The 22,628-nt window shown below is 71.4% G+C and carries 21 protein-coding genes and 2 pseudogenes; 10 read left to right on the forward strand and 13 right to left on the reverse strand.

What is annotated here, in order from left to right; genetic code table 11:
- Positions 1 to 85 precede the first annotated feature (85 nt).
- The 5 genes from ACFXG1_RS02710 to proS form a co-directional block, all read right to left on the reverse strand.
- A complete protein-coding gene (locus tag ACFXG1_RS02710) occupies positions 86 to 3,322 on the reverse strand; it encodes an FG-GAP-like repeat-containing protein (RefSeq protein WP_384708832.1) in 3,237 nt (1,078 codons plus the stop codon).
- A 156-nt stretch (positions 3,323 to 3,478) separates the two neighbouring features.
- Complete coding sequence (locus ACFXG1_RS02715) at positions 3,479 to 4,063, reverse strand: DinB family protein (RefSeq protein ID WP_384708829.1); 585 nt, start codon at positions 4,061 to 4,063, stop codon at positions 3,479 to 3,481.
- A gap of 34 nt (positions 4,064 to 4,097) precedes the next feature.
- Positions 4,098 to 4,622: an AAA family ATPase gene (locus tag ACFXG1_RS02720; protein WP_384708827.1), complete on the reverse strand. Its 525-nt coding sequence runs from the start codon at positions 4,620 to 4,622 to the stop codon at positions 4,098 to 4,100.
- Between the two features lie 134 nt (positions 4,623 to 4,756).
- On the reverse strand, positions 4,757 to 5,611 hold the full coding sequence (locus ACFXG1_RS02725; protein ID WP_384708824.1) for an alpha/beta fold hydrolase: 855 nt from the start codon (positions 5,609 to 5,611) through the stop codon (positions 4,757 to 4,759).
- Between the two features lie 197 nt (positions 5,612 to 5,808).
- Entirely contained in the window at positions 5,809 to 7,218 is a 1,410-nt protein-coding gene (gene proS / locus ACFXG1_RS02730; protein ID WP_384708822.1) for a proline--tRNA ligase, read from the reverse strand.
- Between the two features lie 390 nt (positions 7,219 to 7,608).
- Here proS and ACFXG1_RS02735 point away from each other — a divergent pair.
- Positions 7,609 to 7,764, forward strand: a pseudogene (locus ACFXG1_RS02735) (site-specific integrase); the annotation flags it as partial.
- A gap of 106 nt (positions 7,765 to 7,870) precedes the next feature.
- Here ACFXG1_RS02735 and ACFXG1_RS02740 read toward each other — a convergent pair.
- Together ACFXG1_RS02740 and ACFXG1_RS02745 are read right to left on the reverse strand one after the other, a co-directional pair.
- A complete protein-coding gene (locus tag ACFXG1_RS02740) occupies positions 7,871 to 8,449 on the reverse strand; it encodes a PASTA domain-containing protein (protein ID WP_384708819.1) in 579 nt (192 codons plus the stop codon).
- A complete protein-coding gene (locus tag ACFXG1_RS02745) occupies positions 8,446 to 8,967 on the reverse strand; it encodes a SigE family RNA polymerase sigma factor (protein WP_384708839.1) in 522 nt (173 codons plus the stop codon). Before ACFXG1_RS02745 ends, ACFXG1_RS02740 begins: the two co-directional genes overlap by 4 nt.
- 603 nt (positions 8,968 to 9,570) lie before the next feature.
- Between ACFXG1_RS02745 and ACFXG1_RS02750 the strand changes: the two genes are divergently transcribed.
- The 3 genes from ACFXG1_RS02750 to ACFXG1_RS02760 all read left to right on the forward strand — a co-directional run bounded on the left by ACFXG1_RS02750 (position 9,571) and on the right by ACFXG1_RS02760 (position 11,344).
- Positions 9,571 to 10,122 carry a helix-turn-helix domain-containing protein gene (locus tag ACFXG1_RS02750; RefSeq protein WP_384708816.1) on the forward strand — a complete coding sequence of 184 codons (552 nt, stop codon included), beginning with the start codon at positions 9,571 to 9,573 and terminating at the stop codon, positions 10,120 to 10,122.
- A 34-nt stretch (positions 10,123 to 10,156) separates the two neighbouring features.
- Positions 10,157 to 10,879: a hypothetical protein gene (locus ACFXG1_RS02755; protein WP_384708813.1), complete on the forward strand. Its 723-nt coding sequence runs from the start codon at positions 10,157 to 10,159 to the stop codon at positions 10,877 to 10,879.
- Positions 10,880 to 11,002: 123 nt separating this feature from the next.
- Positions 11,003 to 11,344: a DUF2516 family protein gene (locus ACFXG1_RS02760; protein ID WP_384708810.1), complete on the forward strand. Its 342-nt coding sequence runs from the start codon at positions 11,003 to 11,005 to the stop codon at positions 11,342 to 11,344.
- A gap of 122 nt (positions 11,345 to 11,466) precedes the next feature.
- Here the strand turns inward: ACFXG1_RS02760 and ACFXG1_RS02765 are convergent, their stop codons facing one another.
- From ACFXG1_RS02765 to ACFXG1_RS02775, 3 genes are all read right to left on the reverse strand, one after another.
- Positions 11,467 to 12,861: a PP2C family protein-serine/threonine phosphatase gene (locus ACFXG1_RS02765; protein ID WP_384708807.1), complete on the reverse strand. Its 1,395-nt coding sequence runs from the start codon at positions 12,859 to 12,861 to the stop codon at positions 11,467 to 11,469.
- A gap of 354 nt (positions 12,862 to 13,215) precedes the next feature.
- Positions 13,216 to 14,331, reverse strand: a complete 1,116-nt coding sequence (locus tag ACFXG1_RS02770; RefSeq protein ID WP_384708804.1) for an NlpC/P60 family protein — start codon at positions 14,329 to 14,331, stop codon at positions 13,216 to 13,218.
- Between the two features lie 332 nt (positions 14,332 to 14,663).
- Entirely contained in the window at positions 14,664 to 15,455 is a 792-nt protein-coding gene (locus ACFXG1_RS02775) for a class I SAM-dependent methyltransferase (RefSeq protein WP_384708801.1), read from the reverse strand.
- A gap of 194 nt (positions 15,456 to 15,649) precedes the next feature.
- On the opposite strand from ACFXG1_RS02775, the gene mshA reads away from it, so the two are divergent.
- Together mshA and ACFXG1_RS02785 are read left to right on the forward strand one after the other, a co-directional pair.
- On the forward strand, positions 15,650 to 17,008 hold the full coding sequence (gene mshA / locus ACFXG1_RS02780; RefSeq protein ID WP_384708798.1) for a D-inositol-3-phosphate glycosyltransferase: 1,359 nt from the start codon (positions 15,650 to 15,652) through the stop codon (positions 17,006 to 17,008).
- Positions 17,001 to 17,516, forward strand: a complete 516-nt coding sequence (locus tag ACFXG1_RS02785) for a YbjN domain-containing protein (protein WP_384708795.1) — start codon at positions 17,001 to 17,003, stop codon at positions 17,514 to 17,516. Before mshA ends, ACFXG1_RS02785 begins: the two co-directional genes overlap by 8 nt.
- Before the next feature lie 46 nt (positions 17,517 to 17,562).
- On the opposite strand, the pseudogene ACFXG1_RS02790 reads toward ACFXG1_RS02785, so the two are convergent.
- Positions 17,563 to 17,910, reverse strand: a pseudogene (locus ACFXG1_RS02790) (hypothetical protein); the annotation flags it as partial.
- 327 nt (positions 17,911 to 18,237) lie between these two features.
- Between ACFXG1_RS02790 and ACFXG1_RS02795 the strand changes: the two are divergent.
- The gene (locus ACFXG1_RS02795; protein ID WP_384708792.1) at positions 18,238 to 18,627 is read left to right on the forward strand and encodes a hypothetical protein; all 390 of its coding nucleotides are present in this window, start codon (positions 18,238 to 18,240) and stop codon (positions 18,625 to 18,627) included.
- 29 nt (positions 18,628 to 18,656) lie between these two features.
- On the opposite strand, the gene ACFXG1_RS02800 is transcribed toward ACFXG1_RS02795, so the two are convergent.
- Positions 18,657 to 18,917: a hypothetical protein gene (locus ACFXG1_RS02800; RefSeq protein WP_384708789.1), complete on the reverse strand. Its 261-nt coding sequence runs from the start codon at positions 18,915 to 18,917 to the stop codon at positions 18,657 to 18,659.
- Positions 18,918 to 18,990: 73 nt separating this feature from the next.
- On the opposite strand from ACFXG1_RS02800, the gene ACFXG1_RS02805 reads away from it, so the two are divergent.
- A complete protein-coding gene (locus ACFXG1_RS02805) occupies positions 18,991 to 19,257 on the forward strand; it encodes a DUF6959 family protein (protein WP_384708786.1) in 267 nt (88 codons plus the stop codon).
- A gap of 68 nt (positions 19,258 to 19,325) precedes the next feature.
- Positions 19,326 to 20,240, forward strand: coding sequence for a phosphotransferase family protein (locus ACFXG1_RS02810; protein ID WP_384708783.1), 915 nt, complete (start codon positions 19,326 to 19,328; stop codon positions 20,238 to 20,240).
- A gap of 96 nt (positions 20,241 to 20,336) precedes the next feature.
- Here the strand turns inward: ACFXG1_RS02810 and ACFXG1_RS02815 are convergent, their stop codons facing one another.
- Positions 20,337 to 21,098, reverse strand: a complete 762-nt coding sequence (locus tag ACFXG1_RS02815) for a phosphoglyceromutase (protein WP_384708780.1) — start codon at positions 21,096 to 21,098, stop codon at positions 20,337 to 20,339.
- 147 nt (positions 21,099 to 21,245) lie between these two features.
- On the opposite strand from ACFXG1_RS02815, the gene ACFXG1_RS02820 reads away from it, so the two are divergent.
- The gene (locus ACFXG1_RS02820; protein ID WP_384708835.1) at positions 21,246 to 22,574 is read left to right on the forward strand and encodes an MDR family MFS transporter; all 1,329 of its coding nucleotides are present in this window, start codon (positions 21,246 to 21,248) and stop codon (positions 22,572 to 22,574) included.
- Positions 22,575 to 22,628 lie beyond the last annotated feature (54 nt).

Raw genomic sequence — 22,628 nt, forward strand, 5'->3', positions numbered from 1 at the left:
TTTTTTATCTTGTCGGTGGGGGTCGTGGGGTCCGCCCCCCCCCCCAACTACGGCACCGGACCCTTTACCCGGGCTGGCGCAGGCGTCAGTAGAGGCCCTTGAACGCGTTCCAGCCGCCGGTCCCGATCAGCACCCGGGCGCCGTACGTACCGGCCCCGGTGGCGGAGTACCGCCACAGCTTGCCGGTGGTGTCCCGGGCCAGCAGTTCGGGGCGCCCGTCACCGGACAGGTCGCCGGTCCCGACGACGGCGGAGTAGACGTTCCAGCCGCCGCCGACCCGCACCCGCGCGGACACACCGCCGGTGGCGGTCCCGTCGTAGCGCCACAGCACACCGGCGGAGTCGATCCCGAGCAGATCCCCGCGGCCGTCCCCGTTCAGGTCCCCGGCTCCGGCGATCCGCTGGTACAGCTTCCAGTTCGTGCCGATCCGGACCCGCGGCTTCACCCGGTGGTCGGCCGTACCCGCGTAGAAGTACATGTCGCCGGTGGTCTTCTGGCGGGCGACGAGGTCGGTGAACCCGTCCCCGTTCACATCGCCGGACGAGGTCAACCGGTCGTACTGGGCCCAGCCGGACCCGATGACCGTATACGGCGACGCCGCGTTGACGATCTTGCCGCAGCCGGGCCGGTACGCCCGCAGCTGGTCCCCGACCCGGGCGAGTACGTCCCCGCACAGGTCCCTGTCGACATCGCCGGCGGGCACGAGTACGGCGTCCGCGGGGAAGTTGGCGCCGGTTCCGGTGCCGGTCCCGGGGACCCGGGCGGAGAGCCCGCCCGTACCGTTCCCCCGGTACATCGACACGGCCCCGGCGGAGTCCGTCACCAGCAGATCACCGTATCCGTCGTCCCCGCTGACGTCCCGCCATACGACGGCGCCGCCGCTCACCGTCAGGGCCCCGGTGACGGAGAGGTCGGCCCCCTGCCCGTCGGCCGGCTTCACGGTCAGGGTCCAGGAGTAGGCCCCGTTGGGTGCGAGCTTCCCGTCCGCGTCCTGCCCGGCCCACGACGCCGTGACCAGACCGCGGGCGTCGCCGCCGGTCAGGGTCTCGACGACCTTCCCGGTCGCCTTGTGCTTCAGCGCCAGCGACCACGAGGCCCCCGGCTTCGACAGCCACCACCGCGGCTTCCAGAGTCCGGTCCGGGTGTCGGTGCCGGCCGGGACGTCGGAGTCGATGACGGAGACCCGGGAGGCGGGGACGCCCGACGGGACGACCCGTACCCGGCGGTCCGTGCCTGTATAGGCGATGTGTCCGCCGAACCGGTCGACGGTCCAGCCGGAGCGGCGCACGGTACGGTCGCCGAGCTGGGCGGCGGTGGCGACCACGCGCTGCGGCAGGTCCGCCTCATTGCCGCCGGCGGGGATTCCGCCGTGCAGATCGACGAGGGTCAGACCGGCCGCGTCCGTACGGCGCACCAGGTAGCCGTCGCCGAGGAGCGTCTCGTCGCGCCCGAGCTTCAGGGTCCGCTTGGTCTGGGTGTCGTAGACCCCGGCGCCCTTGAAGGGGTAGGAGCTGACGCACCGGAAGTACACCCAGCGGCCCACGGCCTGGAGTTCATCGGGGACACAGCCCGCGTCGAAGGTCTCACCCGCGGCACCCGTCGCCAGGTTCTCCGCCGCCACCTTGGTCGACACACCCGTCCCGGCGTGCTCCCACCGGCCGAGGGCGCTCCACAGGGTGTTGCCCCAGACGGAAGACGCGACGGGCTCCCGCTTCCGGAGGGCGCTCCCGGTGTCGGCGTCCTTGAAGTGGAGGACCGCCTGCTGACCGCCCCACCCCTGGTTCACGATGCCGTACCGGCCGGAGAGGTCGACCAGGTCGGGGCTGCCGAGCCCGGATGTGACGCGCGGCCCCCACGAGGCGACGCCGTTCCGGTGGAGCACCGTGACGTCCCGCTCGGTGGCGGCCTTGCGGCCGTGCTGCCCGTCGCCGCTCGCGAACATGGTCACGCAGTACACGCCGTCGCTGCTGCCGCAGTCGGCGTCCCGGCCGGACGTGAGGTTGTCGACGGTCGACCTCAACTCCTCCGGACGGCCGGAGGTCTTCAGCCAGGTGCTCCGATAGGCCCCGATATGGGTGTACGGATTGTAGAGGCGGGAGTCGTCGGCCGTGGTGAGGATGCCGCTGCCCAGGGCGATACCCGCGGGCTTCGCCTCCCGGTCCTCGATATCGGCCAGGCGCTTGCGGGTGACCGTGCCGTCCGGGGCGGTGCCGAAGAGGTAGTACCCCCAGTCGAGGGTGCCTTCCCACGGCTTCTCCTCCGCGCCCGTCACGAGGAGGGAGCCGTCGGGCGTGCGGTGTACGGAGGTGGAGGCGACGGCCAGCAGGGTCCGGGAGTTCCCGACGGTGTCGTGCAGCACGAGCTCGTTGCCCCGGTACTCGTTGTTCCCCGGGTTGGGCGTGTCGACGGTGACGAAACCGCCGGCGAACGGCCGGACATGGCCCCCGTTCACACCCCGCAGGTCGACCGTGGCCGGTTCCGCGTTCAGATCGTCCCGGCGGTACACATGGGCGGCGAAACCGGTCTCGCCGCCGTAGTGGTGGAAGATCGTGTCCCGGTCGAAGGAGACGCTCTCGCCCCCGGTGGAGAGCGTCCTCAGGCTCCCGGTGGCGAGGTCGACGACCCACCACCCCTGGGACATCGTCGTCCCTTCCCACTTGATGCCGCGGACGGCGAAGGACCGCGCGTCGCCCTCACCGACGGTGAGGTTCCAGCCCTCCGGCAGCCCCGTCAGCTTCCGGTCCCGTACCCGACCGTTCTCCAGATCCAGCAGATGCAGGTCCGTGACGGCCTGCTCGGTCCCGGTCCGGGTGATGACGGTGTCGCCGTAGGTCGCGACATACGTCTGCCCCTCGGGGATCGGGACCGTGGTCGTCGCCCCGCCCCCGGACCGCTGCTGGAGCGCGACATGCGGTGTCGGGGACTCCTTGTAGACGGCGACGGTGTCGGAGCCGTGGCCGAAGTCCCGCGGGTACTTGTCGAAGCGGAACGTGTCCACCTGGTACGCCAGCGGCTCCGGCAGCCGGTGGTCGAGAACGGTCGTCGCCCCGGTCGCGTAGTCGATCCAGCGGAGCCGGTCGTCACCCTCCTGGGCGGTGAGGAAACCCGTCTCACCGGCGTTCAGGACGATGGTGGCGCGCGGCACGAAGCGCGCGCCCGGACTGATGGTGACGGAATCGGCGGACGTGCCCGGGGTGTCGGCGACAGCCGTCCCCGCGGTGGTCGTGCCGATTCCGGCGGTCACGGCGAGCGTGACGGTGAGAGCGATACGGCCGAGCGCGCGCTGACGGCGCGTGGCCCGCTTGTTCGGCGGACGAATCACGAAGAAGTCCCTCCCCAGGGCAACCGGCGCAGGGGGGCTGTGGAACCGCCGATCACCCCTGCGCGAGCAGCGCGACATTAGCAGGGTGCGGATATTCCGCGACATCGGGTTTCGAACCGGTTCATACGCGGGACCAGGGCGAACGGCTCCGTACCGCTATGCCTCCCGGGCCACCCGCTCCAACCGCCCGCGGTGCCGCTCCCACCACGCGCCGTCCCCGTCCGGCAGCCCCACGTTGTTCTCGCTCATCCCGACGGCTCCGTCGATCAGCTCCCGGAGGATGTCGGCGTGTCCGGCGTGCCGCTGCGTATCGGCGATCACCCGCACCACGGCGTGCCGCAACGTCACCTCGTCGCGGCCGGCGGGCCACCACGGCACCCGCCCGACGGTGTCGAGGTCGAGCGCCCCGATCGTCGCGTCCGCGTGTGCCCACGCCCGGCGGTAGAGCCCCACGACGAACGCCCGCGACTCGTCGGCGGTCGCCCACATGTCGGCATTGGCCTCGGCGCCCTCCGCGACCCACGGCAGCGGCTCCCCGGACGGCCGCCCGAAGGTGTCCCCGAGATAGCCCAGTTCCACGGTGGCCGCGTGTTTCACCAGACCCAGCAGATTGGTCCCGGTCGGTGTCATGGGCCGGCGGACGTCGTACTCCGAGAGCCCTTCGAGCTTCCACAGCAGGGCCTCGCGGGCGGACCGGAGATAGAAGAGGAGATCGGCCGCGGCATCGGTGGTGGGGATCATCCGGTCAGTCTGCCGTCCGTGACCACCTTCCCGGTCATCCCTTGACCGCCTCCGCGATCCGCCGTGCGGCCTCGGCGGGGGTGAGCCGGGTGGTGTCGACGACTTCGGCCTCGGCGTGCAGCCAGGTACGCGCCGCCTCGGCGTAGGGCTCCAGATAACGGATCCGGAACGGGGAGTCGGGGCCGACGACGGTGTCGCCCGCGATCCGCGCGCGAAGGACCTCCTGGTCGGCGTGGAGCACGAAGTGCCGTACCGGAACGCCGTACCGGGCGAGACCCGAGCTGATCTCGCGCCAGTACTCCTCGACCAGGACGGTCATCGGCATCACCAGAGTCCCGCCGGTGTAGTCGAGCACGCGCCGCGCGGTCTCGACGACGAGCGGTCGCCACGGCGGCCAGTGCTGGAAGTTGTCCGTCTCCGGCAATCCCGGAGCGATATCCATCAGCGCCTCGCCGACCTTCTCGGCGTCGAACACCCGTGAGTCCGGCAACAGCCGCTGGACGAGTGCACTGGTCGTCGTCTTGCCCGCGCCGTGCGTTCCGTTGAGCCATACGATCATGCGCTCGACGCTAGTGCCGTACGGGCCGCGAGGGGCGGGAGTGATGACGTTCCGGTACGGGTTCGGCACATCTCGGGGACATCGCGGCACTCGGTGTGACTGCCCTGGCCCTGTCCCGGACGACCGGGGGTGTGTCAGCGCGCCGCGAGGTCGACGAGCAGTTCGGCGGCGGTCTTCGGGTGGACGAGCCAGCGCAGATGACCCCCCTCGAGCGTCCGGACGTCGAAGGGGTTGTCGGGTGTGAGCGCGTCGGCTTCGCGAATCATGCGGTCCTGCACGGCGGGCGGAATGCAGGCATCGTCGGCCAGGCGCACATAGGTCTTGGGAACCCGGCCCCAGGTCATAGCCTGTGCCCGGTCGGCGGACGTACCGACGTCGAGGTTCTCATCGGGCTGGAAGGTGTTCAGGAAGGTCCGGAACTCGTCATCGGTGAGGTCTGCGGCGACCGCTCGCTTGAACGCGCCGAGCGCCGCCGGGTCGGCGGTGCGGAAGTTGGTCCGGAGCAGACCGAGTTCAGCCGGGTTCCCGACGAGCGTGGCGGCGAAGGCCCCCGGGTCGATGTCCGCCATCTCCGGCTGAGCGTAGTAGTCGCTCACGTCCAGATCGACGGGGCACCAGGCGGAGACGTAAACGATCCGGTCGATCAGCTCGGGCCGGGCGTTGGCGACGGCGGTGGCCGTGATGCCGCCCCTGCTGTGGGCGACGAGGACGGTGGGCCCGTTCCGCCCGGCCCGTTCGAGGACGTCGATCACGCGGGCGGCGTTGTCGGCGAGCGTGACCCCCTTGATGCTCCCCGGTTCCGCGGCGAGGGCGTCGAGATCCTGGGGAGCCTGGTAGGCCGCGGGAAAGGTCGCCTCGAATCCGTGCCCCGGAAGGTCGACCGCGGCCGAGCGCTGCCCGAGCAGGGCGAGTTCGGCCTGCAGTGGGGCGAACGAGAACGAATTCGCGAAGGCCCCATGAACAAGAATGAAGGTCGTCGGATTCTGCATGCCTCAGCCTCCAACATCACGATCTTCGGAGCAAGATCAGAGGTTCAAGAGGCCTGCGACTCGGCGATGGCCCGGGTGACGCTCGGGGAACTCGTAGCCGCTCACACGGTTCCGGCGCCGGCACCGGCTGTCAGCCCCCGCACCTCATAGGTCTGTGGGCTTGTCGGCGCCGGGGCCGGCCTGCCGAACGCGGCGTCTCAGTACGAGCGCGCCACCACAGCCACCGTGCCCGGGGCATCGTCAGCCGCCGGTACCGATCCGTCCTCGGCGACCAGGCAGCGCACGGATACGCCCTGCTCGGCGAGGATCTCCTCGCCGTCCGGGCCGAGATCTGCCCACGGGATCCGCGCCCAGCCTGTGGCCGCCGCTTCGGCGGCCTCCTCGATGGTCGAGACGTCCGAGGTACGGGTCTCACGGCGCTCGCGGGACTCGCGCAGCAGCTGTGCCTGGTCCTCGTCCAGCACCTTGGGCAGCAGGTCGGCGAGCGCGTCGAGCCGCACCGGGGTCTTCCCGCCGGGGATGCGACGGACCAGCATCACGGTGCCGGCCTCCACGTCACGGGGGCCGATCTCGATGCGTACGGGTACACCCTTGAGTTCCCAGTCGACGGCGCGGCGGCCGAAGGGGGTGTCGACGCGGTCGTCGACCTGTACGCGGATGCCTTCGGCTTTGAGCCGGGCGCCCAGCTCGCGGACCTCGGCCACGGCCTCGTCGCCCTTGACCGCCATGACGACGACCTGGACATGCGCGAGGCGCGGCGGGACCCGCAGGCCGTTGTCGTCGCCGTGCATCATCACCAGGGCGCCGATCATGCGGGTGGTGGAGCCCCAGGAGGTCTGCCAGACCAGTTCCTGCTTGCCGTCCTTCGAGAGGTACGAGGTGTTGAAGGCCTTGGCGAAGTTCTGGCCCAACTCGTGGCTGGTGGCCATCTGCAGGGCCTTGCCATCGCCCATCATGCCTTCGAGCGTGAGCGTGTTGACGGCGCCCGCGAACCGTTCCTTGACGGTCTTGCGGCCGGGGACGACGTCCATCGCCAGGACGTTCACCATGAAGTCCTCGTACACCTTGCGATGGATGTGCGCGGCGAAGTCGCGGGCGTCCTCGCGGGTGGCGTGCGCGGTGTGGCCCTCCTGCCACAGGAATTCCGTCGTACGAAGGAACAGGCGCGGCCGGAGTTCCCAGCGGACCACGTTCGCCCACTGGTTGATCAGCAGGGGCAGGTCGCGGTAGCTCTGCACCCACTTCGAGAAGTACTCATTGATGATCATCTCGGAGGTGGGGCGGACGACCGCCGGCTCCTCCAGCTCCTTGCCGCCACCATGGGTGACGACCGCGAGCTCCGGGGCGAAGCCCTCGACGTGGTCGGCCTCACGGGTGAGATACGACTGCGGGATCAGCAAAGGGAAGTACGCGTTCTGGGTGCCCGTCTCCTTGATGCGGGCGTCCATCTCGGACTGCATCCGCTCCCACAGGCCGTAGCCGTACGGCCGGATGACCATCGTGCCGCGCACAGGACCATTGTCGGCCAGCTCGGCCTTGTTGATCAGATCCTGGTACCAGCGGGGGAAATCCTCCGCCTGCGGGGTGAGAACGGGTGCCTTTGCCATGGCGCGCATGCTAGGGGCCGCGCCGGTCCGAGAGCCAACCATTACCCGTCCCGTTACCCGTCCCGTCCCCGTCCCGTAGATGCCGCGGCGGGGCAGCTGTGGCTTGGTGCCGGGTGGGCTCGCAAGTGGACGGTGGCCTACCGGTTGCCGGGTCGGAGGTCGTGTGCGCGGTACGGGATGTGGCATCGGTGCCGCTCTTCGGGGCTCAGCCGGTCCGTTCCTTCAGCCGGCGTCCCCGGCAGCGGCACCGTCCGGGTCTGCACTCGATGGTGAGTACGGGGCGGTTGCACGGCTTCGAGAGCCTTGAGGAACAGCGCTTCTTGCTGGCGCTCGACTTCGCCGGCGGGATCCGGGACGTTCTCTCGCAGCCGATGCGGATCCGGTTCCGGTCGGCGGACGGCGCCGCGGCGCGGCACGGTTCGCGCCGACTACGTGCTGGAGACGGTGTTCTGGGACGCCGGTACCGCCCGGCTGCTGCCGCGCCTGCTCAAGGGCCGCATCCGCGGGCCGGTGTTCGTCACCCACCGCCGCCCCGGACCCGGCAAGACGGCCCGGAGGGGCGGGCGTCCAGCCGGTGCGCCGCGGTCGACGGACTGCCCGGCACCGGCCCCTGGGTCACTCGGCCGGTGCGCGGGCCGAAGGGCCCGGTCGCTCAGGTTCCGCCGGGTTTGCCCGTCGAGACCAGCAGGAGGACGGAAGAGCCCGGTGCCACCGGTTTCGCGCCGCCCCGGGGCTGACTGCTGATCACCTGCCCGGCGGGAGCGTTCCAGTCCGTGTGCCGCATGATCGTGCAGCTCAGTCCGAGTCCGCGCAGCAGGCTTCCGGCCTGTTCGACCGGCATGCCGGCCAGGTCCGGCAGCGCGATGCCCGCTCCCGTGGTCTGCTCCTGCTCCTGTGCCGGAGTCGCATCGGCGCTTCCGCTCTTGGGGGTGCCGGTGGCGAGCGGGGTGCACGCCCCGTTCGCCGGTGGGGACAGGGACGGGGAGGCGCCGGGCGCGGGCGGCACGGGCTTCAGCGCGAAGAACCCCACCGTGGCGCCCGCCAGCACGCAGCACGCCGCAGCGGTGCCGAGGAGCGCCCGGCGGGTGCGGCTGCGGCTGACGGCTCGCTCGATCGCGGCCGCGTCGACGACCGGCGCCGTCGGCCCGTCGGCGAAGGAGGCCACCGCGGCACGCAGCTCGGCTTCGAGGCCCGGCTCGAACGGGGCCGGTCCGGACGACGTGTTCCTCACTTCGTACCTCCGAAAGCGGTCGACGGCGTGTGCGGCGCCTGGGCGCCCGATACGGAATCGCGCAGCTTGGCCAGGCCGCGGGCGAGCTGGGACCTCACCGCACTCGAAGAGATGTCCAGGACGTCGGCGACCTGCCGGGCGTCCAGATCGTGCAGGTAGTACAGGACCACCACGCTGCGCATGCCCATCGGCAGCCCGAGCAGTGCCTCGATCAGTTCCGCGCGCAGATCCACCTGCCCGAACCGGTCCCGGGGGTCGGCCGTCTCGGGCACCCCCGACAGCCCGGGGCGCTCGCCCCGGCGCGACAGCCGCCGCCAGCGGTCGTTGGCCAGGTTGACCAGCACTTTGCGCACATACGCCTCCGGCGAGTCCGCCACCGCGACCTTCCGCCACTGTCGGCACGCCCGCTCCAGCGCCTCCTGCACCAGATCCTCGGCCACATGCACGTCACCGGTCAGCGCATACGCGGTGCGGAACAACGCTCCCGACCGCTGTGCGACGAACTCCGTGAATCCGATGCCCGGACCGCTCCTGCGAAACCTCACCCGCCGACCTCCTCTCCTCGTCCCGTCCCGATCACTGCCCCCATGACGGCGAAACGGGGCCGAGTGCTGCACCGAGCCGCCGGCAGTGACGTGAATCACAGCCGGGGCGGAAGGGTGTCCCGGGACCTCGCGCCGCTGCCGCCCGGGGTGCGGGCGGGGCCCGGCAAAGCGGAGGGCCGCCGGGCGGGCGGCCCGCAGTCGGCCGAGCCGTCGGAAACTCGACCGGCACCCCGGACCTCCAGGCAGTTGATCAACACGACTGCCGAAGGTTCGACCACCACGGAACCGCAGGTCAACGGGCTCCGGAGAGCGCGGAGGGCTTAGCGCCGGTTTTCGTTCCGATGTTCCTCAACCCCCGTTGCCCCGACAGCCGGTCCGAGCGGCCTCCAGCCGGCTGAAACCTCCCACGCGGCCCGCCGCGCCGGCCACGAAGCTTGAAACCTCGGCCAGAAACCCTGAACACACAGGCCAAGTGGCGTGAAACTGGCCAGTTGGCCTGCAAAGTCTCAGTGTTGCGTGGCGCACTATTGCAAGCATCTGCTTGCAATAGTTAGCAAGGGCGGGCACGATCGAGGCATGGCATCACTCAACGTCGGCAATCTCGGCGAGTACCTCCGCGAGCAGCGGCGCAGCGCGCAGCTGTCGCTGCGGCAGCTCGCCGATGCCGCCGGGGTGTCGAATCCGTATCTGAGCCAGATCGAGCGCGGGCTGCGCAAGCCGAGCGCGGAGGTGCTCCAGCAGGTCGCCAAGGCGCTGCGGATCTCCGCCGAGACGCTGTACGTGCGGGCCGGGATCCTCGACGAGCGGGACCGGGACGAGCTGGAGACGCGGGCGGTCATCATCGCCGACCCCTCCATAAACGAGCGGCAGAAGGCCGTTCTGCTCCAGATCTACGAGTCCTTCCGCAAGGAGAACGGGTTCGAGGTCACGGACGGTCCCGATGCCGCCGACCCCGCAGCGACGGACGCCTCGACGGGCGCGGACGTCGTACCGGACCAGCCGGAGACCGGGAGACCCCGGGACCCGCTGGCTAAGCCCGCCGAAGCCGAAGCGGACGGGAGCCGCCGGGGCGGGCGGCGCGGTGGACGCGCCGCCGACACGCCTCCGGGCTCCGACCCGGCCGCCTGAATCGTCAGCCCCTGCGTTCCGGGAGGACCACCCCATGGCCATCACCGATGACCTGCGCGAACTGCGCAAGAACCTCAGCGACCCCACCCCCCTCTACTTCGCCGCCGGCACCGCCGATCTCGCCGTCCAGCAGGCCCGGAAGGTGCCCGCCCTGCTGGAGCAGCTCGCCGCGGAGGCGCCGGAGCGTATCGAGGGGATCCGCAACGATCTCAACGAGCTGCGCAACACCGACCCGAAGGCCGTCCAGGAGCGGGTCACGGGCCAGGCCAAGGACGCCCAGGCCACCGTGTCGGCGAAGGTGACCGAGGTCATCGGCGGCGGTATCGGCAGCCTGGACGAGGAGCTGAAGAAGCTCGGCGAGACCGCCCAGGACCTGGCCCTGCGCGGAGTCGGCGTCGCCGCCGAGTACGCCGTCAAGGCCCGGGAGACGTACGAGCGCGTCGCCGAGCACGGCGAGCAGACCGTACGGACCTGGCGCGGCGAGGCCGCCGAGGAGATCACCGATATCGCGGTCGCCGTCGAGCCGGAGCCCGCGCCCGCGCCGAAGCGGCAGCCCAGGGCCGGAGCGGCCGCCGGGACCGCGACGGGGACGAAGACCGCCGCCCGCCCGCGCCCCCGCCCCGCCAAGGCCGAGCCCGGCACCGGGGCCGGGAAGGCCGCGCAGCCCAAGGGCGCCACGAAGAAGACCCCGGCTCCGCGCCGGGCTCCCGCCGCCCGCAGGACGGCCTCGAAGAAGACCCCGCCGCCCGCCGAGTGACCCGTACGGGTGTACGCGAGCACGGACCGGGCACCCTTGAGGCGTCCGGTCCGTTCTCCGTCCCCGCCGGGTACGGTTACTGGAGAGGGCACTACATCATCGACCCCCTAGGCGGTGCCACACATGCTGCGCGCGAACTTCGATCTGACCCTGTGGACAGTCCTCTATTGGGCCTTCCTGGGCACGGCCGTGGTCGCCCTGGCGATGGCCGCCTTCACCCGTGAGGACGCGTACCGCGCCACCGACAAGCAGACCAAGCCGTTCTGGCTGATCCTCCTGGGCGTCACGGTGCTGGTGAACGTCCTGCTCCCGGGCATGCTCTTCCTGAAGCTGATCGGACTGATCGCCACGATCGTCTTCTTCGTGGACGTCCGGCCCGCGACCAAGCAGGTCACGGGCGGCGGACGGCGCGGCGGCGGCTCCAGCAGCGACGGCCCGTACGGCCCCTACAACGGCGGCCGATAGCCCCCCGCCCGGCTCCGCCCTCGACCGAGAACGGCTCCGTACGGCCCCTTGAGGCTCTGTACGGAGCCGTCGGGCGTTCCCGCCGCCGCTTCTCCCGTGGCTCCTCCCGCTTTCGCCCCCGCTCAGCCGCGGCTCAGCAGCAGGACCGCCAGGTCGTCCGTCAGCTCGCCGCCGTTCAGCTCCCGCGCCTCCGCGACCGCCGATTCCAGCAGCGCCTCACCGTCGTGCCCCTCGGCGAGCTGCCGTGTGATCATCGCCTGGAGGCCCTCCTGGCCCAGCCTGGTCCGCTGACCCGGGCCGGTCCGTCCCTCGATCAGCCCGTCCGTGTACAGCAGCAGCGACCAGGCGCCGCCCAGGGTGATCTGGTGGCGCGGCCAGCGGGCCCGCGGCAGCAGCCCGAGCGCCGGTCCGCCGTCCTCGGGCGGCAGCAGCTGGGCCGCCCGGCCGCCCCGAACGACCAGTGGCGACGGATGGCCCGCCAGGCACAGCCCGGCCCGCCGGCCGTCCGGCGCGATATCGATCGTGCAGAGCGTCGCGAAGATCTCGTCGCTCTCCCGCTCGTGCTCCAGCACCCGCTGGAGGGTGGAGAGCAGCTCGTCCCCGCAGAGCCCCGCGAAGGTCAGGGCCCGCCAGGCTATCCGCAGCTCCACCCCGAGCGCCGCCTCGTCCGGGCCGTGGCCGCAGACGTCGCCGATCATCGCGTGGACCGTGCCGTCCGGGGTGCGGACGGTGTCGTAGAAGTCCCCGCCGAGCAGCGCGCGGGAACGGCCGGGCCGATAGCGCGACGCGAACCGCAGCTCGGAGCCGTCCAGCAGGGGAGTGGGCAGCAGGCCGCGCTCCAGCCGGGCGTTCTCCTGGGCCCGCAGCCGGGACTCGGCGAGCTTCATCTGCGCGGTGTCGGCGCGCTTGCGCTCGACGGCGTACCGCACGGTACGGCTCAGCAGCCGGCCGTCCAGCTCGTCCCGGAAGAGGTGGTCCTGCGCCCCCAGCCGGACCGCGGCGGCCGCGCGCTCGCCGTCTCCCGACGTGGTGAGGGCGAGGACGGCATGGCGCGGCGCGAGCCGCAGGACGTGCCGGAGGGGGCCGAGCCCGTCCTCGGCGGCCGTACCGCTGCCGCCGGTGCCGCCGCCACCGGCCCCGCTACCGCCACCGCCGCCGGTGAGGGCGAGGTCGAGCAGGACGCAGTGGACGTCGTCCGTGAGCAGCCGCTCCGCCTCGGTCAGATTCCGGGCGGTCCGGATCCGCACCCGGGTGGCCGTGCCCCCGCCGGGCTCGGTCAGCTCGGGAGCGGTGAACGTCCCCGTCGGGTCGTCCTCGATGACGAGGAGCGTGAGCTGACTCGGCTCGGCGGCGCCGATGGCACCGGGGGTGTCCACGGCGTCGACGGCGTGGACGTCGGCGGGGCCTCCGGTGGCTCCGGTGCCGTTCGGATCACCACCGGCGGGCGGCCGCGCCGACACGGGCGCGCCGGTCTCCGTGACGGAGGCGTTCCGCTGTCGCGGTACGGGTACGGGCATGGGTCCGGTTTCCTTTCCCTCCCCCGAGGGCGCGGCGGGCCGACGAACGACGACCCGCCGACGGGGACCATAGCGGTAGCGCGCGGTGCGGCGGAATGCCGTATCCGGGAGGGCGGGGGCCATCTTCCCGCCCGGTACGGAGACTTGGCCCCGCCCTCATGAGATACATCACGCGATACCCCGCCCACCACCCCGGAGGGCGGCTCCGCCGGGGTGACGAGCCCCACGAGCCCCCACCGGCACCGCCCGCGCGGCGCCCACCCCGGCCCGTACGGGCACCGGCGCTCCGGGCGCCCCGTACTCCGAGCGCCCCCGTGCCCCCGGCGGCTCCGTACCCGCCGTCTCCTGCCTCTTCTACGCCCCCGGCCGGACCACGCCCAGGATCTTGTTGGCTCCGGCGCCCGTGACGGTGACCGTACGGCCGGGGCGCGGGGCGTGGACTATCTTGCCGTCGCCTATGTACATCCCGACATGGCTCGCGTCGTCGTGGTAGATGATCAGGTCGCCCGGGCGCATCTCCCCGGTACCGATCCTCTTGAGCTGCCGCCACTGCTCCTGCGACGTCCTCGGTATGTTCACCCCGGCCGCCGCCCACGCCTTCGACGTCAGCCCCGAGCAGTCGTACGACTTCGGGCCCTCGGCGCCCCATTCGTACGGCAGCCCCACCTGGGCCAGGGCGAACTTCACGGCCGCGGTGCCCTCGACACTGATCGTCCCCTCGACCTGCTTCAGCGCGCCGGACCTGATCCAGGCGTCCTGGGCCCGGTCGGCGGCCTCCTTCTCGAGGAGCAGCAGCCGGGCCTTCTCCTCCTTCTCCAGCCGGTCCTCGATCTTCTTCGCCTCGGCGATCTTCGCGGCGACCCGCTTCTTCGCGTCCGCCATCCGCACCCGCTCGGTCTCCAGCCGCTTCCACTGCGCGCTCGCGTTCGTCGCGTAGGCGCCCAGCTCGGACCGCGCCTGCTTCAGATCGCCCAGCAGGTCCTTGGTGGCCTTCTGGCCCTGGAGCAGCCGGTTCCCGTTGTCGAGGAAGGTCCGGGGGTCGTCGGCCAGCAGGAACCGGGCCTCGCGCGGCAGCCCACCCGTCCGGTACTGCGCACGGGCCGCCGCGCCCGCCGCGTCCTGCAGGGCCACGATGCGCTCCTGGGCCCGCGCGGCCTCCTTCGCGAGCCGTACGATCTCCGCGGACTGCTGCTCGACGCGCTCCTCGGCCAGGTTGTAAGCGTCGGTCGCGGACACGGCCTGGTGATAGAGGCCCTCTATCTCGACCCGGATCTGCTCCAGGCTCTTGCCATCTGTCCCGGTCCCGGCTCCGGCCCCCAGCCCCACGGCACCCGACGTGCCGGGGCTTCTCGGCGCGACGGGAGGAGTCGGCTCACCCGGCGCCGCGACGGCCGTGGCGGCCGAGGTCGCCGAGAGCGTCAGCGCGCTCACCAGAACGACCGCCGCGGCGGCCCAGAGTCGTCGCGTCACGATTCCCCCTCCTGCTTGCTCCTGCGGCGCGTGCGAGAGCCGCGCCGGCCACACCAACCACACCAACCACATCGATCTGATTTACCGTCAGTAACCTCTCGGCGCTGCGGCGATGGTGCCACGCCCCTGCCGAAATCGACAGAGGCCGCCACCCCGCGAGCGCCGCGAAATCCTGCCCGCCGAAGTCCCCGACACCTTCACTACGCCCGGCCCGCCGCCACGGTTCCCGCTCCACCCCGCACGTCATTCGAACGAGTGACCGAAACCCCGTGAAACCTGCCCCGCGCCCCCGCGCGCCCCCGGCCCGAGCTGCCCTGCCCCGCGCCCCCGCGTCAGTGCCCGGTCCGGGGCGCCAGCGCCTCCCACGCCACCGTGACCTCCCCCTGCCGCCACCGCCGCCGGTCGTCCCGCAGCGGCCAGTCGCCCGCCAGCGCCCCCACCGCCGAGATCCAGCGCTGCCGCGCGCCGAGCGACGCGTACGGCGCCGCCGCCGCCCACGCCCGGTCGAAGTCCCGCAGAAAGGCATGCACCGGCTCGCCCGGCACATTGCGGTGGATCAGCGCCTTCGGCAGCCGTTCCGCCAGGTCGGAGGGGCGGTCGAGGGACCCGAGCCGGGTCGCGAAGGTGACCGTACGCGGCCCTTCCGACCCCAGCGCCACCCACACATGCCGCCGCCCGATCTCGTCGCACGTCCCCTCGACCAGCAGCCCGTCCGGCGCCAGCCGCCCGCACAGCCGCGCCCACACGGCCGCGACCTCCCCCTCCTCGTACTGCCGCAGGACGTTCGCCGCCCGGATGAGCGTCGGCGGTACGTCGACCGGCAGCTCGAAGCCCCCGTACCGGAAGGCCAGCCCCGCCTCCTCGTACGGCCTCGCCGCCGCGACCCGCTCCGGGTCGATCTCGATCCCGACGACCTCGCACCGGGGATCGGCCTCGGCGCGCAGCCGCCGGGCCAGTTCGAGGGTGGTCCAGGGGGCGGCGCCGTATCCGAGGTCGACGGCGAGCGGCCGGTCGCTCGCCCGCAGCGCCCGCCCGTGGACGGCCGCGATCCAGCGGTCCATCCGGCGCAGGCGGTTCGGATTGGTCGTCCCGCGGGTGGCGGTGCCGACGGGGCGGGAGGTCATGCGTCGAGGGTATGCCGGGGCGCGGCGACGCTCCCCCCTGCGCCCGGCGGACCCCACCCCCCGTACTCACTCGGTCACGATTTGGCAAAGTGCTGGGCGAAAGGAAATGGAAGGGACCCCTCCGCTGTTGTGCGGTGGCGGAAGTCCAAGAGCTGCCCGCCGATTCGCCATGCCCGGAACGAGGAGGGACCCGCGTGAGTCAGTACGTCTCCCGCATCTCCACCGGTCTGGCCCCGCGGCTCAGATTCCCCGGGGTGCACCGCAAGCCGCGCCGTATCGCGATGCTCAGCGTCCACACGTCCCCCCTCCACCAGCCCGGCACGGGAGACGCCGGCGGGATGAACGTCTACATCGTCGAGCTGGCCAAGCGGCTCGCCGCGATCAACATCGAGGTGGAGATCTTCACCCGCTCGACCGCCGGCGGTCTGCCGGACACGGTCGAACTGGCTCCCGGGGTGCTCGTCCGGCACGTCGACGCCGGTCCGTACGAGGGTCTGGCCAAGGAGGACCTGCCGGGCCAGCTCTGTGCCTTCACCCACGGTGTGATGCGTGCCTGGGCCCGCCACCGCCCCGGCCACTACGACCTCGTCCACTCCCACTACTGGCTCTCCGGCCATGTCGGCTGGCTCGCCGCCGACCGCTGGGGCGTCCCCCTGGTCCATGCCATGCACACCATGGCCAAGGTCAAGAACGCGGCGCTGGCCGACGGCGACACGCCCGAACCGTCCTCCCGCGTCATCGGCGAGACGCAGATCGTGAACGCCGCGGACCGGCTGATCGCGAACACGGCGGAGGAGGCGGCCGAACTGGTCCGGTTCTACGACGCCGATCCGGCGAAGGTCGCCGTGGTCCACCCCGGGGTGAACCTCGAACGCTTCCGCCCCGACCCCGACCCCACCGCCCCGGTCACCGCCCGCGACCGGGCCCGGGACCGGCTCGGCATCCCCCGGGACGCCTTCGTCCCCCTCTTCGCCGGCCGGATACAGCCCCTCAAGGCCCCCGATGTCCTGCTGCGCGCCGTCGCCCTCCTGCTGGAACGGGACCCGTCCCTCCGTTCCCGGCTGTACGTCCCCGTCGTCGGCGGCCCCAGCGGCAGCGGCCTCGCCAAACCCGAGGGACTCCAGAAGCTGGCCGCCCGGCTGGGCACCACCGATGTCGTGCATTTCCGGCCCCCGGTCGGCCAGGACCTGCTCGCGGAGTGGTTCCATGCCGCGAGCGTGCTGGTGATGCCCTCGTACAGCGAGTCCTTCGGGCTGGTCGCCGTCGAGGCGCAGGCGACCGGCACACCCGTGATCGCGGCGGCGGTCGGCGGGCTGCCCGTCGCCGTCCGGGACGGTGTGACCGGCATCCTCGTCGACGGCCACGACCCGGCCCACTACGCCGACGCGCTCCGGCGGCTGCTGGACGACCCGGCGCTCGCCGACCGGATGGGCGCGGCGGCGGCCCGGCACGCGGAATCCTTCGGCTGGGACGCGGCGGCGGCCGCCACGGCGGACGTCTACACCGCCGCCATGCAGGAACATCGCCGCCGGGTACGCTCGCACCATGGCTGACGACGGTGTACGCGAGTCCCCCGCCGAGGTCCTCGAACGGACCCTGCGCGACGCGGACCTGGAGTGGGAGAGCCCGGAGCCCGGCTCGTACGTGGTCACCCTCCCCGGCAGCCGGAAACTGGCCACGAACGTCGCGCTCCGGATCGGCGAGCACGCCCTCTCCGTCAACGCCTTCGTCATCCGCCACCCCGACGAGAACGACGGCGCCGTCCACCGCTGGCTGCTGGAGCGGAACCTCAAGCTGTACGGGGTGTCGTACGCGATCGACCGGCTCGGCGACATCTACCTCACCGGCCGCCTCCCGCTCTCCGTCGTCACCCCCGACGAACTCGACCGCCTGCTGGGCTCGGTGCTCGAAGCGTCGGACGGCGCGTTCAACACCCTGCTGGAGCTGGGTTACGCGAGCGCGATCCGCAAGGAGTACGCCTGGCGTGTCTCGCGCGGCGAGTCGACGCGCAACCTGGCCGCCTTCACCCGCCTGACGGGCGAGCCCCCGACGGGGGACTGACCTCGTCGGCGGCCTCGACGGCCTCGGCGGCACCGGCGTCCCGGTGGAACTCGTGCACGACCTCGATCCGCCCCACGATGTGCGCGTTGAACTCGTCCAGCTCCTCCGCGGGCACCCACAGTTCGAGGATGGTCCGCCCACCAGCCTGCTGTACGGGATACCGGCGCAGGAACTCCGAGTCGACCTCGAACCGGGTGACGAACCCGGAGCCGGAGTGCTTGACGTTCCAGTCCCGCGCGATCATGATCGCGTACTCCTCGTTGAGGACGGGATAGAAGATCGGCTGCTCCGCCAACCGCGCCGGCCACGCCCGCCACTCCAGCTCCCGCACCAGCTCCAGTTCCTCGGGCCCGGTGGGCCGCCAGAGGGTCGTGGTGGGTCGTGTGTCCGTCATGGCGATCGCGCTCCGGGTCGGTGGTCGGCACCCGACCGTACCGACGCCGTCACCCTCATGACCACGGCTTTACGCCCCCGCCCCCGCCGACCGAAGGAGGTTTCCACCCCGCCACGGCATGGCTCCGAACCCCACCACTCCACACCCGGATCCTGAGGTTCCACGGCCCACCTCAGCCGACCGGCGTCCCCCGGAGAGCCGGGCATCATCGGCATCGCCCTCGGCGCGGTCCTGGCGGCGGTCTTCGCCCAGGGCTCCTGGGAGTGGTTCTCCACCTACATCGGCCTGACCCTGCTGACCCTGATCCTCTGCTTCTACCCCCGCCCGGTGTGGACCCCGCCCCCCGCCCCCGCCTACTTCCGCAACCTGGCGGCCTACGCCACGGTCATCGGCCTGATCACCTCCATCGCCCTGGCCCCCGCTCTGCAACGCCGGCCCTGGCTCTTCCCCATGCCGGCCACCCGCGCCGACTGCCCGTCCCTGGGCACCTACGAGTCCCTCCGCACCAAGGCGGCCCTCGCCACGGAGGCCTCGCGCGACCCGTCGGCCCTGTCCTTCGCCCAACAGACGGCAAGCCACCAAGCGGTGGCGGACTGCCTCTCCCGCACGACGACCCGCTGGCTCCCGGTCTACGCACTGGGCGTCGCGCTCCTGGTCGCGGTCACGTTGTGGTCCTTCGACCGGGCGCGCGGGGCCACGGCGCCGGTACGCCGATAAGAACGCTCGTCCCTTCGGGAACACGTCCCTCAATCTTCTTCGTCATCCCCGTACATATCCGCGCAGAGACGTTCCTTCGCCGCTTCGAGGCGCACGGTGTAGTCCGGTTGGAAGATCTCGCTCAACGACTTGTCCAGCGTCCCCGAGATCGCGTGGATCGGCGACCAGACCGCACGATCCGGCACGATCTCCTCCAAGGCGTCGGAGCGGAACATCACTTGATAGAGCCAGTCCGACAGTACGAACGCCTGATCGCGCGTGAGCTTGATGGTGATTGCCTGTTCATCCATGATCACAACCTAGCCACCGCCTGGCGCCCGTCAGCCTGTCGGCATGGCCCCATGAGACCGAGAAGAGGCACCGATGAAAACCGTGGAAGCCGAACTGTTCACCGACGGGGGCAACGACGCGGTGGTTCGCCTTCCGGGGCGGCGGTTTCCCGGGGTACTGATCCAGGGGGACACTCTCAGCACGCTCCAGTCGGATGTGGCCGAGCTGGTCGAACTCTGCGCCGCGGGCGACTTGACCGAGGCTCAGGAGGCGGCGGCCCTGCTCCTGGACGAGCTGGGCGCGAAGCTCCAGCGCTATGCCGACGCACTCGAAGCGCACGGGATCCCGCGGCCCTTCTGATCCGTGATCCGTGATCCGCGCGAGCGCGCAGCTCGGGGCCTCTGCGTAGTGGGCTGTAGCGTCGGAGTATGACTTCGGGCGCGGTGGTCGGGGACGGGTTCTCGCCCGATACGGCGGGTGCGGTGCTGGTGCGGGCGTGCCGGAGGGCAGGGCTTCGTTCGGCGGGCGCCGAGCTGATCCGGCTGGGCTCCAACGCCGTGTACCGGCTGGTCGGGGAGCCCGTGATCGTGCGGATCGCTCGCGACCTCGAAGCATTCGCGGACATGACCCGCGCGGTCCGGGTGGCCCGATGGCTGGAGGACGAGGCGTTTCCGGCTGCCCGGGTACCCGCCGACGTTGAGCAGCCACTGGTCGTGGACCGCCGGGTGGTCACGTTCTGGGTGAGCGCCCAGGACGATGAGGAGTACGCGGCACTGCCCGAACTGGCGGACCTGCTGCGACGGCTCCACCGGCTGGAGGTGCCCGGGGCGCTCGGGCTGCCGTCCTACGACCCCTTTCGCGATGTGTGGTCCAGCCTCCGTGCCCTCGGCGACTTGCCTGGTGACGACGTCCCGTTTCTCAACAAGCAAGCGGAGCGGATACAGAAGGAGTACGACCGCCTCGACTGGGTCCTCGACGTCGGCGTGATCCACGGTGACGCGAACGTTGGCAACGCGCTCCTGGGCCACGAGGGCCGTCCGGTCCTGATCGACCTCGATGGGTTCTCGTCGGGGCAGCGGGAGTGGGACCTCGTCTCCACTGCCCTCTACTACGAGCGCTTCGGCTGGCACACCCGCGCGGAGTACGAGTCGTTCGTCCACCACTACGGGTTCGACCTGTTGAACTGGCCGGGCTATCCGGTGCTTGCCGATCTGCGGGAGCTGAAGATGACGTTGTGGATCGGCCACCAGGTGTATACGAACGCCGGGGCTGCGTTGGAGTTCGCCCGCCGTACCGACTCCCTTCGCGTCGGCGGCAGCCGTAGGGAGTGGAAGCCCTTCTGAAGGGGAGGCCACGGGGCGGAGTCCGTTGGCCCCGGCACAACACCAAGCCCCCTGCCCGCGGGGAAAGCGCAGGCAGAGGGCTTGAGTCGATACTGCTTACTTCTTCTTGCCCTGGTTCTTCACGGCCTCGATTGCCGCCGCTGCCGCGTCCGGGTCGAGGTACGTGCCGCCCGGGGTCAGGGGCTTGAAGTCGGCGTCCAGCTCGTAGGAGAGGGGGATGCCGGTGGGGATGTTCAGGCCCGCGATGGCCTCGTCGGAGACGCCGTCCAGGTGCTTGACCAGGGCGCGCAGGGAGTTGCCGTGGGCGGCGACCAGGACCGTGCGGCCCGCGAGGAGGTCGGGGACGATGCCGTCGTACCAGTACGGCAGCATCCGGACGCCGACGTCCTTGAGGCACTCGGTGCGGGGGCGGAGCTCCGGGGGGATGTCCGCGTAGCGGGGGTCGTCGCTCTGGGAGTACTCGGAGCCGTCCTCGATGGGGGGCGGCGGGGTGTCGTACGAGCGGCGCCAGAGCATGAACTGCTCCTCACCGAACTCGGCGAGGGTCTGCGCCTTGTCCTTGCCCTGAAGGGCGCCGTAGTGGCGCTCGTTGAGGCGCCAGGAGCGGTGGACCGGGATCCAGTGCCGGTCCGCGGACTCCAGGGCGAGCTGGGCGGTGCGGATCGCCCGCTTCTGGAGGGACGTGTGGAGCACGTCGGGGAGCAGCCCGGCGTCCTTCAGCAGCTCACCGCCGCGTACCGCCTCCTTCTCGCCCTTCTCGGTGAGATTGACGTCCACCCAGCCGGTGAACAGGTTCTTCGCGTTCCAGTCGCTCTCGCCGTGGCGGAGGAGGATCAGCTTGTACGGTGCGTCGGCCATGCGTACGAGCCTAATGGAACCCTTCCCCGACCCAGCGCCGGGACGGTTGACGACGGCCGTCAAATGTCTGGTCACCCCACGGCAGCCTGTGTAATGTGCGGAGCTAGGTAGAGACACTTACATCAGGCTTGGGTGACGGGGGGACGCATGGGCATGGCCGGGGTACGGCGCGCCGTACGGGAGAGCGTGGCGGGGATGCCCCCGCAGTTCTGGTGGCTGTGGACCAGCACCCTGGTGAACCGGCTCGGCGGGTTCGTCGCTACCTTCCTGGTGCTCTATCTCACCGCCGACCAGGGGTACTCCGCGTCCTTCGCCGGGCTCGTCGTCTCCCTCTACGGATTCGGCGGCGTCGTCGGCGCGATCGGCGGCGGGATCATGGCCGACCGGCTCGGCAGGCGGCCGACCCTGCTGGTCACCCAGGTCGCGTCGGCCGTCTCGGTCGGGGTGCTCGGCTTCGTCCAGCATCCGGCCGCCATCGCGGCCGTCGCCGCGGTCGTCGGCGTGGCCACCACCGCGTCCCGGCCCGCCGTCCAGGCGATGATGGCCGACATCGTGCCCCCCGAGGACCGGGTCCGCGCCTACTCCCTCAATTACTGGGCCATCAACCTCGGTTTCGCCGTCTCCGCGACCGCCGCCGGTTTCATCGCCGAGTACAGCTATCTCATCGGCTTCATCGGCGAGGCCGTGATGACCCTGGCCTGCGCGATCATCGTCTTCGTCAAGCTGCCGGAGTCCCGGCCGGAGCGCGCGGCGGGACCGGACGCCGCCGAAGGGCCCGAGGTCTCGGTGAGTATGTGGACCGTCGCCCGCGACGGCCGCTTCATGAGCCTCGTCGGGCTCTGGTTCCTGCTCGCGCTGATCTTCACCCAGGGCTATGTAGGACTGCCCCTCGCCATGGGCGACGCCGGTCTGTCCTCGTCGCAGTTCGGCCTGGTCATGGCCTTCAACGGGGTCCTGATCGTGGCCCTCCAGATCCCCGTCACCCGCTTTATCGAGCACCGCGACCCCCGTCCGCTGCTGATCGCCTCCGCCCTGCTCACGGGGTACGGGTACGGTCTCACCGCCTTCGCGGGGTCCATGGCCTTCTACGCCCTGACCGTCGCCGTCTGGACCCTCGGCGAGATGATCAGCGCCCCCACCCAGGCCGGTCTCGTCGTCCGGCTCTCCCCGGTCCACGGACGCGGGCGCTACCAGGGCGTCCACAACATGACCTGGTCCGTCGCCACCCTCGTCGCGCCCCTCATGGCCGGCCAGATCATCGACCGGTTCGGCGCTGAGTGGCTGTGGGCGGTGTGTGCCGTCCTCGGCACCGTGTCCGCCGCCGGGTACTGGGCTCTGATGCGCCGCCTCGACACCGACGCCCCGCAGGAACGCGGATACGGAGGGCGAGTGAGCCGAAGGGGCGCGCCATGGTCCGGAAGGAGAGCGCGCGCCCGGGCCCGCTCGGACCGGGCCGTTCCGTCGCGGGGCGAGTGAGCCGGAAGGGGCGCCGTGGTCCCGATTACTCGGCGGCCTCGCCTCGGGATGGCG

Origin of the sequence: Streptomyces sp. NPDC059248 (genome assembly GCF_042753905.1) — a bacterium.
Lineage (GTDB): Bacteria > Actinomycetota > Actinomycetes > Streptomycetales > Streptomycetaceae > Streptomyces.